Consider the following 16,542-nt stretch of genomic DNA (forward strand, 5'->3'; position numbering starts at 1 on the left):
AACCCGGCAGAATAGACCTCCGCTGAGTGTGGTTTACTCTTGTAGCTCAGGTTTCTGTCTGATTGGTTGACTGCTGCAGTGCCTCAAGAATTTTCTTCCTCTGTTCGATGACCTGCTGTTGCACCTTCTTGTGTTCTTCATCCTTGATTTCCTTTAAGTTATCTTCCAGGCTGCCAATTTCCAGAATAAGTTTGTTCTTTTGATGTTCTAACTCCTCTGCCTGCTCAGCTTTGTCAAAGACGATTTCTTCTGCAAAGGTCTGTTGATCGTCAGGTGCTGACGTGACTTGCGTTGCGGGTATAACGTTTGTTCCTTCACGAAGTTGGCGCTGGTTCATGTAGGAAGGTGACATAATTTCAATACCCTGACCGTGCAGGGTATCTAAAACGCAAGCATAAAGACTCGACTGCACCGAAATCAGTCGTTTGTAATCCTTGAGAAAACCGGACACACGATACGTAACCGCAAAGTTGCCCAATTCCAGAATATGGACAAATGGTTCATCCAGGCCACAGGTTCGAGCTGCCTCCATGAGCAAGCGTTCAACCCGGGTATGATCGATCTCGTACCCCAGAGAAAGCGATGCGGAGATAATGGTTCCAGAGCTGCGAATCGTTGCCACGGGATTGCTGATACAGTACGTGTTGGGCAGAGCTATAAGCTCCCGTGTTTCCGTTTGAATCTCCGTGTCAAACAACCCCCGCGCCGATATCCGGCCGCAATGATCGCCAATGCGAATAAAATCGCCAACCCGGAAAGGCTTGGTAATTCGAAGCAGTACGCCGGCCATGAGATTGGAAATGATCGTTGTCGAGGAAAAAGCGAGGACTCCCGAGATCACAATGCCAATAAGCCCAATCAATTGATTGCGCGAACTCTCACTGACGGGCATAGAAAGAACGACAGCAAGCAGGCCAAGCACCGTGAGCCCGAACATTATAAGCTGGCGCGGAAACATTCGTTCATTGCCGATATCCTGATGTCGCTTTATGATGAACCAATGCGCTGCCGAGAGCGTGCCGCCAACCGCTATGATTGTCCCTAGAAAAGGCACAAATGTGCGTGCTGATTCGAGCATATCTGTCGACTCCTGAAGAATTCGTTGCTATCGGCACCGGTGTCAATATTGGGGCCAGCCGCTAAATTGATGGGTCAGAGTTCAATTTTAATTCTGTGTCACCTGAAGATGCTCTTTGGTCATCACCCAGGGCGGCTACCTTCGCCTCCAGCCGCTCCAGACGGGAATCCCGCTCGCATCGCGAAGTGTCAGAACCTTGTCTGCCATCGTCACTTCTGCAGCGATTATGGCGGGTTTGCCCGCAAAATCGATGCGTGAGCCTTTGACTTCGATCTTGTCATTGGGCGCAATATGGACTTCCTGGTTTTCAATATACCAAGCAGGACCGAGATGCACGGAAATCGTCTCCTTATCTGTCTTAACGACCACATGCACGCCACCGTTCATGCCTTGCATCGGGGTGATCTGGTTGACTGATACGACTGCTCCCCTGATCGTTTCGACGGTTTGCGGGTTGTACAGCCTGCCGTAGCTTGTTCCGGGGCCCCAGCCGCCCCCGCCTTTCCCCATCATTTTTTTCTGCGCCAATGCCCCGTCACCGGAAAAGAGACCAATTGTTGCCATTACTGCAAGTAATATCATCAAATTTTTCATTTGCTCCTCCTTTGGTACAGGTTAAAGAAAAACACGGATACTCACTTGCCCAACCGTCACATCTGTTCCTTTTACCCTCTCCTTCTCCCTGCACCAGAGTTTCAAGCGGCCTGATGCGCGACTACGATGCCAGGCTTAAGCGGAGATCTGCAGTGCGATGGGCAAATGCAGGTCAGACGTGGTGCAATTGTCAGCCATTTGCCAGGAACCCTTCATGAAACACAACGGTACCCTTCGGAACCTCGTCACTGAAAGGTAAAACCAGAAAAAATTGTTGCGGTATTCCCTCATACACCAGGTCCGGAAAATTCATAAAACCGAACCCTTTATAATAGCTCGGATTACCAACAAGAGCGCAACCTTGTCCACCCAATCGTTTGAGCCGGGACAAACCATCGTTGACCAGCGCTTTCCCAATGCCTTGCTTCTGATATTCAGGCAGTACAGAAACCGGCCCCAGACCATACCAGCCCGTAGTTCCATCTGAAATTATTACAGGTGAAAAGGCGATATGTCCGACAACCCGTCCATCAATTTCGGCGACAAGAGAGAGAGTCAGCACATCAGCTGCGCGTAATGCACTGACAATGAATTGTTCTGTATGGTTGCTGACAGCAAGGGTTTTGAAAGCAGCGATGGTGACTTCGGTTATTGCTTCAATATCGGCGCGCGTTTCTTTTCTAATGATCATGCGATTCTCCGTTTTATCTGGAGTATTCGGTTCGACTTGTGAGGCGGGCTGAACAGCAGCAAAAAGAGTTGGGCGCATTATAAGAGTGTGCTGCGAGTCCGCCACGTACCGCACGCCCCGGAGACAAAATCGCTGCCCGGCGAAAAAATCCCACGGTAGACCGACTGCCCCCATAGTGACCAAATATCAATTACTTACAACAAAAATAAGTATACCACGAGTCACGCAGAAGTAAATCTATTTGACACCCCCTTCTGGCAACGTCATCTGAATTGTCCTGATCGCCAGAAAAGAGCGGTATACCTATTGCGAGGCAGCAAAAGCCTATGTCCATTGGCGCACCAATTTGTTTGGTTTGGGAAGGCGCTGGCGGCTGCTGCCTTTTCGAAATCCTCCGGTTTTAACAGGGCACCTGCATCAGAGCCTGACGATTTCCACAACCCGGTATGTAATTCTCTCCTGGCCTGCAATGAAATATTGATAAGATGATACTTTTTCATCTCATTATTTTTTGTGATTACCACAAAGTTCAGCTTGGAAGGTCCAGAGGGCCATGAGGTGCCCTTTGCACGGGACGCCATGAACCCATCCCTGGGGGCTTGACCGCAGCCATCCAGGCTGCGGAACACCCGTGCAAAGGGCACCTCATATTCCCATATCTGATTACCCCTCAAGCTCAGCTTGTCGAAATGGAAGGGTGTGGGCTGTTTGTTTTACGGGTCTCTGCAGCCAAGGATGGCTGCAGCGAAGCCCCCAGGGATGGGTTTACGGCGTCCCGGGAAACGAACAGCCCACACCCTGTTTCAGTAGCTGAACTTGAGGGGTAATCAGATTCCCATATAGCTGAGGTTTAGTGGTAATCACATTTTTATATAAAATTCTGACTCCCCTAATATTCAGCTACTGAACCAGGGTGTGCGCTGTTCAGCGATACATTACCAGAGAAGAAGAGTTTTATGCAATAAACGAAGGCGGGCCTACTAATTATGGCGATTAGTGTGAATGAATTGACAGGATTGACGCTAAAGAGGCTCCCCCGCCAAGCAGAGGGATAAAAGCGGAAGTGTCTGTTAATTATTCTGACAGACAATCAAATTTTGCTTCTCTCTGCGTCTATAATCTCAATGAGTGCTTTTTTTGCTCTATCGAGCATCCAGTTGACATTCGGTCCATCGGCTATTGAAGAGGCAAAAAACTCCCGGCCATCCTTGTACGTACCGATGATAACTACGTCCCTGAGCTCACCGATTGCCGCCTCGAGCACATCGTCGACTGGAATATCCGAGCACGTCAGTCCAGGCACGATTAAAAATCTGTTACGCATTGCTCTTCCCTCTTCGGGTCTATGGAGAAAAAAACGGGTTCAAATAACTCTTGTCCTATCTCGGAAATGCATTATTCTGGTCCTGAAATAGTAACGATAAATCTGACACATAGTTACGTTTATCCTTGAAATAATTATTGAGCGCAGGTCGAAACAGCTAATAGCTGCTCGATGGATCTTTTTGTTGTAACCTTTTCCGGGGTAAAACGTTTATTTTATAGAGTCAGACTTCTGGTGGGATTGTCAGGTCAACACCATCTATTCTAGCAAGAGGAAGACGCATGTCCAGATCCTTACTATCAAGTGGAAATCCAGTAGCTGGTCTGTCGAAACTCAAGATTGATAACCTGCATCACCATATAGGGGGAGTGATTATTGACAGGCTTCCAGCTTTTCTCTATTTGCTTGCCCAGGACTATACGCTCCAGTATGCAAACGGATATTTTCACCGTCAGTTTGGCAGCTCAGATGCATCAACTCCCTGCTACGCAGCGATGCGTGGCCGCACGTCTCCCTGCAAAGACTGTCCGGCACAAACAGTTTTTAAAGAACAGAACGAACAGGTATGGATATGGCGGGACAAGCTGCGCGGACAGCTTTACGAAGTACATGATTATCCCTATCCGATTGAAAAAGACAAAATTCTGGTCCTTGGACTGGGGATAAATATTAGCGGACAAAGAAAATCGAGGAAAATACAGGAAACAGTTGAGAGTTGTCACGATGTCTTACACATTTGCTCTCACTGCAAAAATATCACTGAAGAAAAGAACAAAGGAGAATGGAAACCCGTTGAAACCTACCTCGAAAAGCACAACGGCGTACAGTGTTCCCAAGGTATTTGCCCTGAATGCCTGGTAAAGTATTACCCAAACGCGGCAAAGAAAATTCTACGGTAGAGAGTTGCTTGTCAGGCTTGCTTATCCACTTTTAAAATTGAATTTTCCCCGCCGAAATCATCGTTTTCCCGCGTGGGTTGTGTCGGGTCGGCGATTCTCCTGGAACCGTCAAGGATATAGGCAAAACGGTATTCTCCTGAAGAAAGCTGGACGTTCAGCTCCCAGTATCCGGTCGTTCCAATCTGGTGCATCGCCACTCGCTGCCATCCATTAAATGTTCCGGTCAGTTCAACTCGACTCGCAGCCGGTTCATAAATCACAAATCTGTTAACCGCAGCTAATTGACTGGTTGAAACGGGCCTTAGCGCAAATAAAACCAGGGTTGCAAAAGCGAATCCAGCGCCAGCATACACTAAAGGGTGAAAAACTTTCCCGAGCCACTTTTTCAGGTCAAAGCGTACACGCGTTTCTACCGGAATCATGAATTTTTCCGGTATGGTACGCACCTGTTTTTCCTGCACCAGAAGATCAACGGTCTGTTGATAAAAATCCTGTTCCGAGTGAATTTTCTCGATAAACCGGACCTTTTCCTCGAGATCGAGTTCGTTGTCGATATACATACTGCCAAGATAGTCCATCATGTACCTCCATTGCTCAATATTTCCTTGAGCCTGAGCCGGGCCCGGTGCACTTTCACTTTTACGTTTGTCTCACTGATGCCCAGAATGCGGCCGATTTCGGCATAGGTCAGGTCTGCTCCGGAGAGCAGCGAAATCAATTCGCGATCGATAACCGACAGTTGCTGTATTGCCGCCATCACCCTGTCATATGACTGCCGGTCATCGAGTTGCTGTTCGGGATTGTTATTCTGGTCGGCATAGCCATCAGGATTCAATTGATCGACTTTCACCTTCCGGAAAGTATCCATGGCCGCATTTCTGGCGATGGTGTACAGCAGGGAGCGACTTCTTTCGCCGATGTCACTATAACGCTGCAGATAGCGGCTGAAGCTCTCCTGTACCAGATCGCAGGACAGATGGTAATCTCCAGTCATTCTGAGTAAATAAGCGAAAAGACCGTCTTTGCTTCTTGTATAGAAAACATCGTATTTTTCCATAGGAAGTTGTTGCAAAGAATACCCTGTCCCGGATATCTTTATCCCCCTCTACATATTTTTTTTTGCAGTTCCCGCCTGATCGTTTAAAACATGGAAAAACTGGCAGGATACGCGCACCGGGTGGATGGGGTACTACCAAACCAAACGGTGCTACATATGGCTAGGCAAAAGTGCACCGGTTGAATCTGCTCTTACCCCCTGCCGCCACCGCCGCCACCGCTGCCACCGCTGCCGCCACCGCTGCCGCCACCAGAACCGCCACCGGAACCGCCGCCACTGCCGCCACTGCCACCGGAACCGCCGCCATTGCCGCCAGAACCGCCGCCGTTTGACCCCCCGCCGCCGGACCCTTTACTGCCCGGGGTACCGGCGCCTTTCCCGATAGATCCGGCATACTGGTGCGCCAATTGTCTGGCTGACGTATGTTGGGCTTCCCGGGAAAATCGAGACCGCAACTGTTCCATGTTCCGCGCAGTATATCGTTGTTGCAAAGCCTGGCATACGGTATCTGAAGTGTCCGTCGATCTGGCACCCAACCGCATCATTGACCGGACGGTCAGCAGTGTCTGCAATGACAGATCGTCAGTCTGCATTCTATTTTGCTGGCGGGTCTGGAGCCGTAAACGAGCCATTATCGTGTCCATTTCCCGAGGTGCCATCCCTGCGGCCAGGCTGTCAACAATCGCTTCTGCGATGGACCTGTTGATTTTCTTGTCTCCTGACACCGATCTGGCCTCTCGGTAAGCATAACTATAACGATTGCGTACCGCCTCCATGGCCGCGACCACCTGCTCCTGCGGAACCTGTTTTGCCAGACCTTCCATGGCCTTATTCATGACCGGTTCTGTCGGCAGGTTTTCCCTGGCAGCATTGAGGACGGTCTGCTGGGCACGGACGATGTTTTGTTCCTGGTATTTATTCTGATGCATCAGGGACAACATTTTTTGTGCCTGCTCTTCCGGTACACCCAGGCCACTCATTTCCCGGGTGAGTTCGCGGACGTTATTCTGCTCCTGCTGCGTCAAGGTCTGAGACTGGACAGCATGAGCCCATATGGACATGACAAAGACAGCAATAATACATAGACGCGTAGTTTTCATATGCACCTCCCTTGGGCAGATTAGTTTTATCAGTATAACGCCCGATGGATTGAGAGGTTACAATATTGTTGAAAAAACACTGTTTTCCAGGTCAATTTCGTTCTTTGCCTCATGGGACAGGCGGGGAGGACTATCCTGATACAAATACAATCCGGTGGATTGGCGACGCCAATGTACCGCCCATCGGCCCTTTATTCCACAACCCTGATTTCTACGGTTGTCACTCCTCTGCTGATATTTTCAATTTTTGCAAATGCCGCCCGGCTAAGATCAATAATTCTCCCTTTAATGAATGGACCCCGGTCATTTATTGTTACCTGGACGGATTTACCGTTACCTACGTTTTTGACGACGACACTGGTGCCGAAGGGCAGGGTCCTATGCGCCGCTGTCATTAAATTGTTGTTGAAGATCTCCCCGCTTGCAGTTGGTCTGTTCTGATGCTTTTTGGCGTAACAAGAAGCTATTCCCGTCTTTTCATAGGTAAACGGCCCTGGCTGCAGAGTCGGCCTCTGGAGGCTGCCGCACCCATTAAGCGACAATAGAAACACTATTACGAGGGGATAAACACAGCTCAGGCGTAAAGAAGAGAACCCGAAGGGTGGCATCTGCGTAGCTGGAAATTTCACAAGTATTCCTGCAAATAAAATGGGAGATCAGTCCGACAGGTGCCGGGGAAGAGTCATGCCGCCTGAAAAATCATTGCAAATCGTTGGCTGATTCTACACCATCTTTGAAAAAAGTTTTAGGGGTAAATAGTGACATGATGCGCCAGCGATGGATTGTCGGCAAGACGGTGACGGGGAGGTTCAATCAAGGTTATATTCCTGTCGGCAAAGGTCTGACGACAAGGAGTCTTATCACGGGGATATCGGTCTTATCAGTAGTCTTTGGCAGCGGCTTTTTCCTTGGCCAGCACAATTTTTTCCAGCAGTTCATCAAAATCGACAGGTTTCAGGCAATAGTCGAAAGCACCCTTCTTCATGCCGTTGATTCCAACATTAAGCGAGGCATGACCGGTAAGAATAATGACTTCAAGATCAGGCTGCACCTTTTTCATTTCAGCCATGCATTCGATACCGTCGAGCCCGGGCATACTGACATCCATAACCACCACATCGAAACAGCCCTGGCCCAGCAAATCAAGGCCCTCCAGGCAACTGCCGGCGGTCTCGAAATCAATTTTTCGTCTCTGAAAAAATTTAGCCATAATTTCACGAAAATTCAGCTCGTCGTCCACCAGCATAATTTTGCATTTCCTATCCATGACTCGGTTCCTCGATGGTTAAGGTTGATTTCCGGGAGAGCATCTCATCAATATCCTGGATAAACTTATTCCGGTATTGTTCAACCGCCTCCGGTTGATTCATAACCATATCCAGTTGTCGCGCATGGGTGATAAGGTAGCCCAATATCTGTAAGCGCTGTTCAAGATACTCCACCGGCTGTTTTTTGATCCGGGCCAGCAGCGCATCCGAACGTAATTCAACCCGGAAATCATAACGCTTGAGGATGTCGGCGAGCAACCGTGCCCGCACGGCCTTGCGCCGCATATCGGCAGCTCCGCCTTTAAAGCGGAAGGTCACATAACTTTCGGTCAGCAGGTCGCTTAGATAGGCCTCAATCATCGCATAATGGTAGCCCAGACGAACACTGAGATTACAGAAATTTTGCGATACCAGAAAGTAGTTTTTTGTCGTCAAACCTGATGCCACTGACGGATCGAGATCCGGCCGCATGGTTGATTGAAAAATTATCGACCCAAACCCTCTGGCACTGATCGGTGGCGGGCCCTCCCATGGAAAAGCTGAAATACCATGCCAGATGGCCTGCATCGGCACGGAAACTATGTCCTCGACACGCACCGATTTATCTTTACTGTCCAGCCCCGGACGAAATCCGTCCGCCAGATCGATCACCCACCACTCAAGTGGAACATCGCCCACCAACCGCTTGGCCGCCCCTTTGTCAAAATGGTGTTCCTTACCGTAGTTAAACATCTCCGAGACGGATTTTTCATGACAGAATCGAGTGATATCATGCAGGGTTTCACACCAGGTAGATTTAAAATGGGTCGATGCAGGGTCATTCAGGTTGAGCGGAGTAATATATTGCAGGGATTCGGTAACAATCCTCTGCACCGGGCTCCCCGCCATGATATCTCTTTTGACAATATTGAGGCGCAGCAGGTCTTCCCGGCGGCCTTTATACACGGCCCGGGCCGAACTGTTTATCGTTATAGTCTGACCATTGACCAGTACCTTCATTGCCCCGTCCAGGCTGAACAAGGCAGGAATGCCGAACTCCCGGGAAACAGTGGCTAAATGCCCGGCTTCCGAGCCATTCTCGGCAATCACCGCCGCGGCCCTGCCCAGCAGCGGCGCCCATTCCGGCAGCGGGTGCCTGATGACCAGCACGCCACCCTTGGGGAATTTTTGTATCTGCTCTTCGGAATCGACCAGGAAGACTTCGCCACTGGCGATTCCGCCGCTGGCACAGATCCCGCCGGTCAGAAATGGCGGCTCTGCGGTTTCACTCGGCCCAGTCGCCTCTACCGCATTCTGTGCTGGTTCTTTCCTGCTGGCGGGTATCGGTCTGCTCTGGAGGATATACAGATCGCCCTGACGGTCAAACGACCATTCGATGTCCTGGGCTTGCCCAAAATGGCTTTCGAGCTGCAGGGCGGTTTCGGCAAGTCTTTGAATCTGTTTGACGGTGAGAGAACCGGTGTCGGCAGCGTGTTCCCTTCCCGTACCCCGGCCTTGCCGCATTTCTCGGTAAACGACTGAAAAAGGCTGCGTACGGCTGACCAGGTAAAGGTCGGTCACCGTCGTTCCGTCGACCACGCCCCTGGCGATCCCCGATGTTGCATTGATACGCATTACCGCACTATTTTCTTCTTCGGGATCCCTGGAATAGACGACTCCGCTTACCAGTGCATCGACCATGAGCAGACAGCCGACACACATCTCTATATCTTCATGCCGATAGCCCCGTTTTCGACGATAGGCAATGGCCCTTGGGCCATACTTGCTGGCAATAACTTTCTTATACGATTCAGAAATCATGCTCTTGTCGATATCAAGAAAGGTACTGTATAAGCCGGCAAAAGAGACCCCGGCCGTATCTTCCCCCTGAGCGCTTGAGCGCAAGGCGACCTTGCATCCGGGATGACTCCCTGCTTCCAGACGATTGACATGTAGGTGCAGCGATTCTTCAAGATCCGGCGGCAAGGGTGTGTTCATGACTATGTTCTGCATTTTTTCGCAGGCGCTGTAGAGATCGTCGAGATTATCCGGATCAAGCACCTGCAGCAGTCGATTGATCTCGGCGATGTGGTCCGGCGTCAAAAAATGTCGGGTAGCCGAAGCCGTAACGACAAAGCCAGGTGGGACCATAATTCCCGGCAATGCAGCAAGCTCGCCGAGATTGGCCATTTTTTCACCGGCCTCATCCTTGTCTTTTCTCCGCACCTCATTCAACTCAAGAATAAAGGGGCCCTGTTGAAAATTACGTTTTCTCTCAACTATTTCACTAATATCATTACTTATTTTATCAAATATCGGTTCAAGTTCCTTATATTTCCCATCCGACATGGCGAGGATGTTGCGAATCATCTTATACACATTGATCAAAATGGTCGAAATTTTCGATCGAACAAAGGCCATTCGGTAACTCTCGCCGCTGTAGTAGACCTTTTCCAGTTCGGCCATGGCCTGCAGGGCATTGTTGTTCGCCGTGAGTAAACTTCTGAAATGGGTGTAACGTTTGGCAAAGGCGATGCGCAGTTCTTCGGGACTGGCGCTTGACTTGGACTCGGGAAACAGGGTCTGTTTTATAGCGGCAAAAATGCGATGCATATGCGGAGATCCTTTCCAGCTCTTACGACGTGTGGCGGGAAAATTCCCGCCACACGTCATGAAGTTTGCCGAATTGTCAGAGGATTAATGGCCGATCTTCAACCCCAGGCCTTCAAAAAGATACATGAGGCCAAATCCGTACCAGACAGTATACACCACGTAGAAAAGAAGCGCAGCGGCAATCAGGCCGATATTGTCCTTATAATTGCTGGAGGCGACTCCGTAATAATTATAGGCCGGTTCAAGAGCCTTTGAGCGGATGGAACTGAAGGCCTTTGCCTCTTTAAAATTCTCTTGCGCAGTGAGAGATTTGTCTATCGCCTTAAACGCCATCCACCAGTTATAGATTGCCTCTTTCTCATTAAAACCGTATTTGCTCGCTACCGGTGCACCATTATTGTGATACATCTGCTCGGCATCGGCAAGGCTGCTCTTCAGCATCAGGCTTATATCCCCCTTGATCGCCAATTCCTTGCCGGAAACAGTAGCCTCTGCACCACCGACCTGGAAGAGTTTGGCCGTATTGATGGCCTGCTGCTCATTGTCCATTTTAATCTTCACGTCTATCATCTGGCCGGCATATTTGTCACTGGATTTAAGTGAATCCGCAATAAAATACGATGAGCCCTTGGAAATCGTATTGAACAGGTTGTCCATAAAATCGAGTCCGTTCACCTTGCCCGCCTTACCCGGAAAAATGGGGGTGAAGATTGCGCCTAATAAGATGAAAAACCCTATCAGCATCACGATTCCTCTTGTTTTTAACTTATTTTGCATACTCATATCAGTTGCCCTCCGTTCTCAATTCTTTCAGGTTGGAATCTTTAGTGATCGGCTTTTCAAGATGGGAGAAGGACTCTTCCGATCTCAATTCGTTAATATTTTTGAAGAATACATAAAAGACCCAGAGGGTAAAGGTGCCAATAGCCAGGAAGAACAGGCAATTACCCACCGTATTGAGCATTGCGCCGGTACTTTTCGTGATCTGGAGGTACCCAAGACTCTGGAGTTTTTCCGGCATGGCGAAGAAACGATTGATAAAACCGGCGGTTACCGCGAGGGCGAAGAAACCGCGAATCATGATTCCCGGCACCACCTTGGTGACGAGCGATCCAATCTGCACCCCGATCAACGAGCCAAGCAGCATACCCATAGCCAGCGTATAGAAGACAAAGCCGTAGAATGCATACTGACTGAGGGAACTGTATCCGGCGGTGAAAACGATCTGGAAAATATCCGTGCCGACCGTGGTCATGGAGGAAACACCCAGGCCGTAGACAAAGATCGGGAAGGTCAGAAAACCACCACCAACGCCCATGATGGAGGCGGCGAGGCCGACAATCAGGCCGCTTATCACCAGAAAGATAGCCGATATTTTACGGCCGCCGGGAGTAACACCCTCATCAAAGGTCAGCATTGGAGGAATATGGATGGATTGCAGACGTTTGCCCATCGGCGGAACCTGTTCTTCGCGAGATGCTTTCTTATCCGCCTCTTTCGTCTTCGCCTCGCCTTTTCTGGCAGTCCAGTAGTCAGCCATGGCATAAAAGGAAAGAAAACCAAGGATAAAGACATAGACCGTCGTAATAAACAGATCGCTCAGCACTGGATTCAGGTCGTACAGATATCTGTTCAACATACCACCCAGAGTTGCCCCGGCGATGGAGCCGACCAGAAAGGTCGTGGCCAGGGAAACGGAGATATTGCCCATTTTTCGGTGCAGTACGCTGCCCATGATCGCCTTGGCAAAGATATGAAACAGATCGGTACCGACAGCAAGGATACCTTTTACGCCGGCACTCATGAGGGCAGGGGCGATGATAAAGCCGCCGCCCGCGCCGATGCAGCCGGTGATGAGACCGGCGCAGACCCCGACAAAAATTGATGCAAAGAAAATTACGTTGGTGTAATGCGACGGCATGTATGCAGTCTTACCGCCAATCATATGCGGCAAGCCGTCGCCGGCAGCCAGAGCTATCCCGCCGATCACGATCGGCAGGAGCAGGAGAAAAAGTATCCCCATTCTTTTTCGGCTTCGCAGGATATTGGTTGATGCTTCCAGGTCCCAGCGCGCGTATGCCTCGGACCCCCTGACCATCATCTGATAAAACTCCCTGAAATAGTTCATAAGTCATTCCTCTTTTTTAAGATTTTTATATCCAACCTGTTATTGTTCGTCACACCTGTTCATCGCCAATCAGACAGGCATTGACATATGTTTTTTCATGAGTGCCTGGTCGATCTTTTCCTGATGCAACCGCTTCTTCTCGTAGGCTTCGGTGAGTTTTTCCAGAAGCGGATCGGTCTCGATGGGTTTCATCAGATAATCAAAGGCCCCAAGCTTCATCCCCTCGATACCCGACTCCACGGAAGCGTGACCGGTCAGAAGCACCACCTCGACCAGCGGTTTGATGCTGCGTATCTGCCTCAGGGTTTCAATGCCGTCCATGCCCGGCATCTTCACATCGAGCAGCACCACATCGGTGCGGCTGTGTTGTAGAATTTCCAGCGCTTTCTCACCGCTCTCCGCGCTCTGCACATGCAATCCTCTTTTGGTCAGAATTTTCGAGGTCATTTCCCGAAACTCATCCTCGTCATCTACAACCAGTACGTTGAAATCTTTCATTATTTCCATCTCCTTTAGAATCTTAAATTGGCAGTAGGAGTTCATCATTCGCCTCATTTCTGTGTGCCAAAACTAATGACCGGCAGAACAATGGTGAACATGGCACCCCCGTTTTTTCTGTTTTCGACGGATATCGATCCTCCAAGTTTTTTAATGATGTCATAGCATATATAGAGTCCAAGACCGGTCCCCTTGCCTGGATCCTTGGTCGTAAAAAATGGATCGAAGATCTGTTTGAGGTTTTCTGCCGGAATTCCAGGTCCGCTGTCGGCAAATACCATCTCCAGCTTGCCGTCATTTCTCAGTTTAGAACTGATCTCAATCCTGCCGTCCTGACCAATAGCATCCACGCCATTATTGATCAGATTGAGAAAAACCTGCTGCAGCTGTGGGCCATCGATCATGGTGGCCGGCAGATTCGGGGCCAGATTTTTCTCGATGACAATATTGTGATAACCGGCTTCTCGTTCAACAAAGGAGACAGTCTCCTCGACAAGCTCGTTGAGTTGCACTTTTTCCTGTTGATTGGACATTTTCCTCGAGAAACCAAGGAGCCGGTGGGTGATAGTTCCGGCCCGTCGAACATGATGTTTGATCTGTTCGACGGCCTTTTGATATTCGCCCAGGTTTTTTACGAGCGCCGGATCCTCATCCGGCAGCAGTTCGCCAATCCAGCCCGCCTGATTGGTGATCATCTGCAGGGGATTATTGATTTCATGGGCAATCCCCGCGGCTAACCGGCCCACTGTGGCCATTTTTTCCACCTGGACAAACTGAAGACTCAGGGCTGCATACTCCTTGTCTGCTCTCTCAAAATTCCTGGAAAGGACGAGGCTGATAAATGTAGCCGCGGCCATGGAAAAAAGTGAAATAACGATGACGATGAGAATGATTTTGTCGCGAAGACGGAGGTAATAGCCAAGAGAATCGGCTATATTGGCTTTCAGAATCAATAACCAGTGCCCCCTGTCTATGAGACGGGTCGTATAGATATCGGTGTTCGTGATGAGCGATGCCGGTCTGCTATCAAAGGAAATGAGTTTTTTGTCCGTTTCCGACAAAGCCGTTTTACCGAGCAGACTTGGGGTTTGCAGTTCTCCTGCGTGGTTGACAATAAAAGCATCGCCATGGGGACCGAGTTGGGCGGAATGGAGTAAAGAATTAAAGATGCTCGAATTGATGGTTGCCCTGAGCACGTAGTTCTTGAGGGGATCGGTGACGGCCACGACAAAATGCGGTGTATTCCGATATCCCGTAAAGACATCGCTGACATGCACACCACTGATCAAGGTCTCCCGAAACCACTGCGCATCATCATATCTCTTGCCCGCTACTTGGGCCCGGTACGGTCCGACATAAGCATGCTGTGTTCCGGTTACGTCTATGACCTGGAGATCAACGATGTTTCCCTGATTATTCATGGCAAGAAACACTTTTTCTACATTTTTCGAATCGAAAAAGAAATCTTTCGGATAGAGCGAAACCAGCCTGCTGAGCATATTGATTTTGTCATTCAGGAACTGGGAAATAACCTCGCTCCGATGTTCAATGGTGCTGATTGCGAGCTCGTTGAGCTTTATGATATTGGTATCTTCAACCGCATCTTTCATGACCCAGGCAAAACTGACGATGGGCACGATGCTCAGAAAGAAAAAAGCGACAAGCAGCCTTTTGGTGATAGAGTCGTAATAATGTTTTTTCCTTTCCATGGCCGCCCCTGTCAATTGTCAAAGACCCGGCTCAAATTCGGGAGCACTTCATCTATCGGCAGCGTATCGCCTACGATGAGATGAGGTGCCGGAAGTTTCCCCAGCTCCCGTTCGAAATCGGTTTTGATTGATTCGTCTATAAACAGGATCATTTTCTGCTCAGGAAAGTTCGTCAGCAGATGAAAGGTGTTGATGGTTTCCCGGCTGCAGGACTTGACAAAAATGACCACCAGGTCAGGAGAAAAGGTGAGCAGGCTCAGGTCAGCCGCCTTGCCTGCAGTTGATGTCTCCACAAGGATATTGCAGTTGGTGGCCAGAACATGACACATCCGGTCGAATTTTTCGCATTTATCATGAAACTCACTTTCTTCGTTGGCGACAAAGAGGATCTTTTTGGTTTTCGGAGGCAGTAGCGACGTTGCTACGGGCATGCTGTTTTTGACCAGGAACCAGACAACCTCGGCAGCATCAACCAGTTCATTCCCGGCGGGTCCCGGTTGCCGGATCTTGTCGGCAAACCATCTTTTCGCCTCCTGACGGGATACACAGCACCCCTCGGCTATTTCGTCAATCGCCAGGAGACGCTGTCCATTTTTGATACTGTGATACCATCCTCTGATCATTACTGTGTGCTCCGTCAGACTCTTTGGTGGAGATACAACTTTCAATTCTAAGAGGGGATACGCAACCGGCGTGCCACGATTACGACAGCATGTAAAAATAATTATTATTTGTTTATAATCAGCATGTTACTTTATTTCAGGAAAGCCGGAATTTTACCTGGGCCGGGTTTTATCCCGTTGCACATCTCCATAGCGTCCGGTTCCTTAACACCGTGTAAAAGGAACTGACACCGCACCCGGTTGGGCCCCAGCCGGCCGCGGTCGTTATATTTGAGAATATGTTCTAAAATCAGCGCTCTTTCAGGCTTTGCAGACTTCTCGAAAGGATACGATGCCGAACACAACAACCAATGGCATGTTAATTGCGTAAAGAAATGACAGCAGAACCTTGTCGGCTGCGTTAAAGGGAATCGTCCTGAAAACGAGAGGAGGTAGGAAAGGGTCAGTTATCTGTTGTCTGGTGCGGTAATGACTTCGGTGAACCAGCTGCTGAAAAGAGCATCCGTACAAGCAGGACGAACGAGAAAAGACACTTTTAAGAAAAATTTTGACAATAAATTTTCCAGAGGACGGAACATTTCATCTATGCGATCCCGTGATACCTTTCATATTGTGGTGACCGATATCAATCATAATGTTCGTGATTTCCTGCAACGCGAACTGGAAAAAGAGGGATACACGGTCGCCAGCGTCAAAACCGGTATAATGGTGCTCGAACACATCGCCAGTCCGCACCCGTTGGATCTCATTATTCTCGACCCGGAACTCTTCCATGGTTTCGACGAAGAATTCATCGACAAGATGGTCCGTCGACGCCCCTCGCTGCAGATAATCATGCATACCTTTGCTGATTGGGCTGCCACTATTCAGCCAGGCCATAATATCCATCTGGTTGAAAAAGACGGCCAGAGCATCGGCGCTATAAAATCAATAGTCCAGACCTGCTTCACTCGTTTTCAGGAGAAGAGCACAGCCTGATGC

General features: G+C 49.4%; 17 protein-coding genes. 2 read left to right on the forward strand and 15 right to left on the reverse strand.

What is annotated here, in order from left to right:
• Nucleotides 1-46: 46 nt before the first annotated feature.
• The 4 genes from FCL47_RS05030 to FCL47_RS05045 all read right to left on the reverse strand — a co-directional run bounded on the left by FCL47_RS05030 (nt 47) and on the right by FCL47_RS05045 (nt 3,687).
• Nucleotides 47-1,078, reverse strand: coding sequence for a mechanosensitive ion channel family protein (locus FCL47_RS05030; protein WP_136812383.1), 1,032 nt, complete (start codon nt 1,076-1,078; stop codon nt 47-49).
• A gap of 135 nt (nt 1,079-1,213) precedes the next feature.
• Complete coding sequence (locus FCL47_RS05035; RefSeq protein ID WP_136812384.1) at nt 1,214-1,672, reverse strand: DNA-binding protein; 459 nt, start codon at nt 1,670-1,672, stop codon at nt 1,214-1,216.
• Nucleotides 1,673-1,862: 190 nt separating this feature from the next.
• Complete coding sequence (locus FCL47_RS05040) at nt 1,863-2,363, reverse strand: GNAT family N-acetyltransferase (RefSeq protein WP_136812385.1); 501 nt, start codon at nt 2,361-2,363, stop codon at nt 1,863-1,865.
• A 1,090-nt stretch (nt 2,364-3,453) separates the two neighbouring features.
• On the reverse strand, nt 3,454-3,687 hold the full coding sequence (locus tag FCL47_RS05045; protein ID WP_136812386.1) for a hypothetical protein: 234 nt from the start codon (nt 3,685-3,687) through the stop codon (nt 3,454-3,456).
• A 281-nt stretch (nt 3,688-3,968) separates the two neighbouring features.
• Between FCL47_RS05045 and FCL47_RS05050 the strand changes: the two genes are divergently transcribed.
• Nucleotides 3,969-4,586, forward strand: a complete 618-nt coding sequence (locus tag FCL47_RS05050) for a hypothetical protein (protein WP_136812387.1) — start codon at nt 3,969-3,971, stop codon at nt 4,584-4,586.
• Between the two features lie 11 nt (nt 4,587-4,597).
• On the opposite strand, the gene FCL47_RS05055 is transcribed toward FCL47_RS05050, so the two are convergent.
• The 11 genes from FCL47_RS05055 to FCL47_RS05105 all read right to left on the reverse strand — a co-directional run bounded on the left by FCL47_RS05055 (nt 4,598) and on the right by FCL47_RS05105 (nt 15,561).
• Nucleotides 4,598-5,167, reverse strand: a complete 570-nt coding sequence (locus tag FCL47_RS05055) for a glycogen-binding domain-containing protein (protein ID WP_136812388.1) — start codon at nt 5,165-5,167, stop codon at nt 4,598-4,600.
• Complete coding sequence (locus FCL47_RS05060) at nt 5,164-5,643, reverse strand: RNA polymerase sigma factor (protein WP_136812389.1); 480 nt, start codon at nt 5,641-5,643, stop codon at nt 5,164-5,166. The genes FCL47_RS05055 and FCL47_RS05060 overlap by 4 nt, the downstream gene beginning before the upstream one ends.
• A gap of 191 nt (nt 5,644-5,834) precedes the next feature.
• The gene (locus tag FCL47_RS05065; protein WP_136812390.1) at nt 5,835-6,743 is read right to left on the reverse strand and encodes a hypothetical protein; all 909 of its coding nucleotides are present in this window, start codon (nt 6,741-6,743) and stop codon (nt 5,835-5,837) included.
• 191 nt (nt 6,744-6,934) lie between these two features.
• On the reverse strand, nt 6,935-7,351 hold the full coding sequence (locus FCL47_RS05070) for a septal ring lytic transglycosylase RlpA family protein (RefSeq protein ID WP_136812626.1): 417 nt from the start codon (nt 7,349-7,351) through the stop codon (nt 6,935-6,937).
• 272 nt (nt 7,352-7,623) lie between these two features.
• Complete coding sequence (locus FCL47_RS05075) at nt 7,624-8,010, reverse strand: response regulator (protein ID WP_136812391.1); 387 nt, start codon at nt 8,008-8,010, stop codon at nt 7,624-7,626.
• Nucleotides 8,003-10,603, reverse strand: coding sequence for a PEP/pyruvate-binding domain-containing protein (locus tag FCL47_RS05080; protein ID WP_167496369.1), 2,601 nt, complete (start codon nt 10,601-10,603; stop codon nt 8,003-8,005). The genes FCL47_RS05075 and FCL47_RS05080 overlap by 8 nt, the downstream gene beginning before the upstream one ends.
• Before the next feature lie 84 nt (nt 10,604-10,687).
• Nucleotides 10,688-11,347, reverse strand: a complete 660-nt coding sequence (locus tag FCL47_RS05085) for a hypothetical protein (RefSeq protein WP_136812393.1) — start codon at nt 11,345-11,347, stop codon at nt 10,688-10,690.
• A gap of 40 nt (nt 11,348-11,387) precedes the next feature.
• The gene (locus FCL47_RS05090; protein ID WP_136812394.1) at nt 11,388-12,731 is read right to left on the reverse strand and encodes a sulfite exporter TauE/SafE family protein; all 1,344 of its coding nucleotides are present in this window, start codon (nt 12,729-12,731) and stop codon (nt 11,388-11,390) included.
• A 69-nt stretch (nt 12,732-12,800) separates the two neighbouring features.
• A complete protein-coding gene (locus FCL47_RS05095; RefSeq protein WP_136812395.1) occupies nt 12,801-13,229 on the reverse strand; it encodes a sigma-54 dependent transcriptional regulator in 429 nt (142 codons plus the stop codon).
• Nucleotides 13,230-13,282: 53 nt separating this feature from the next.
• Entirely contained in the window at nt 13,283-14,938 is a 1,656-nt protein-coding gene (locus FCL47_RS05100) for a PAS domain-containing sensor histidine kinase (protein WP_136812396.1), read from the reverse strand.
• A gap of 11 nt (nt 14,939-14,949) precedes the next feature.
• Nucleotides 14,950-15,561, reverse strand: coding sequence for a hypothetical protein (locus FCL47_RS05105; RefSeq protein ID WP_136812397.1), 612 nt, complete (start codon nt 15,559-15,561; stop codon nt 14,950-14,952).
• Nucleotides 15,562-16,146: 585 nt separating this feature from the next.
• Here FCL47_RS05105 and FCL47_RS05110 point away from each other — a divergent pair.
• Nucleotides 16,147-16,539 carry a hypothetical protein gene (locus tag FCL47_RS05110; RefSeq protein ID WP_167496370.1) on the forward strand — a complete coding sequence of 131 codons (393 nt, stop codon included), beginning with the start codon at nt 16,147-16,149 and terminating at the stop codon, nt 16,537-16,539.
• The last annotated feature ends 3 nt before the right edge of the window (nt 16,540-16,542 follow it).

It is taken from the genome of Desulfopila sp. IMCC35006 (assembly GCF_005116645.1).
Taxonomy (GTDB): domain Bacteria; phylum Desulfobacterota; class Desulfobulbia; order Desulfobulbales; family Desulfocapsaceae; genus Desulforhopalus_A.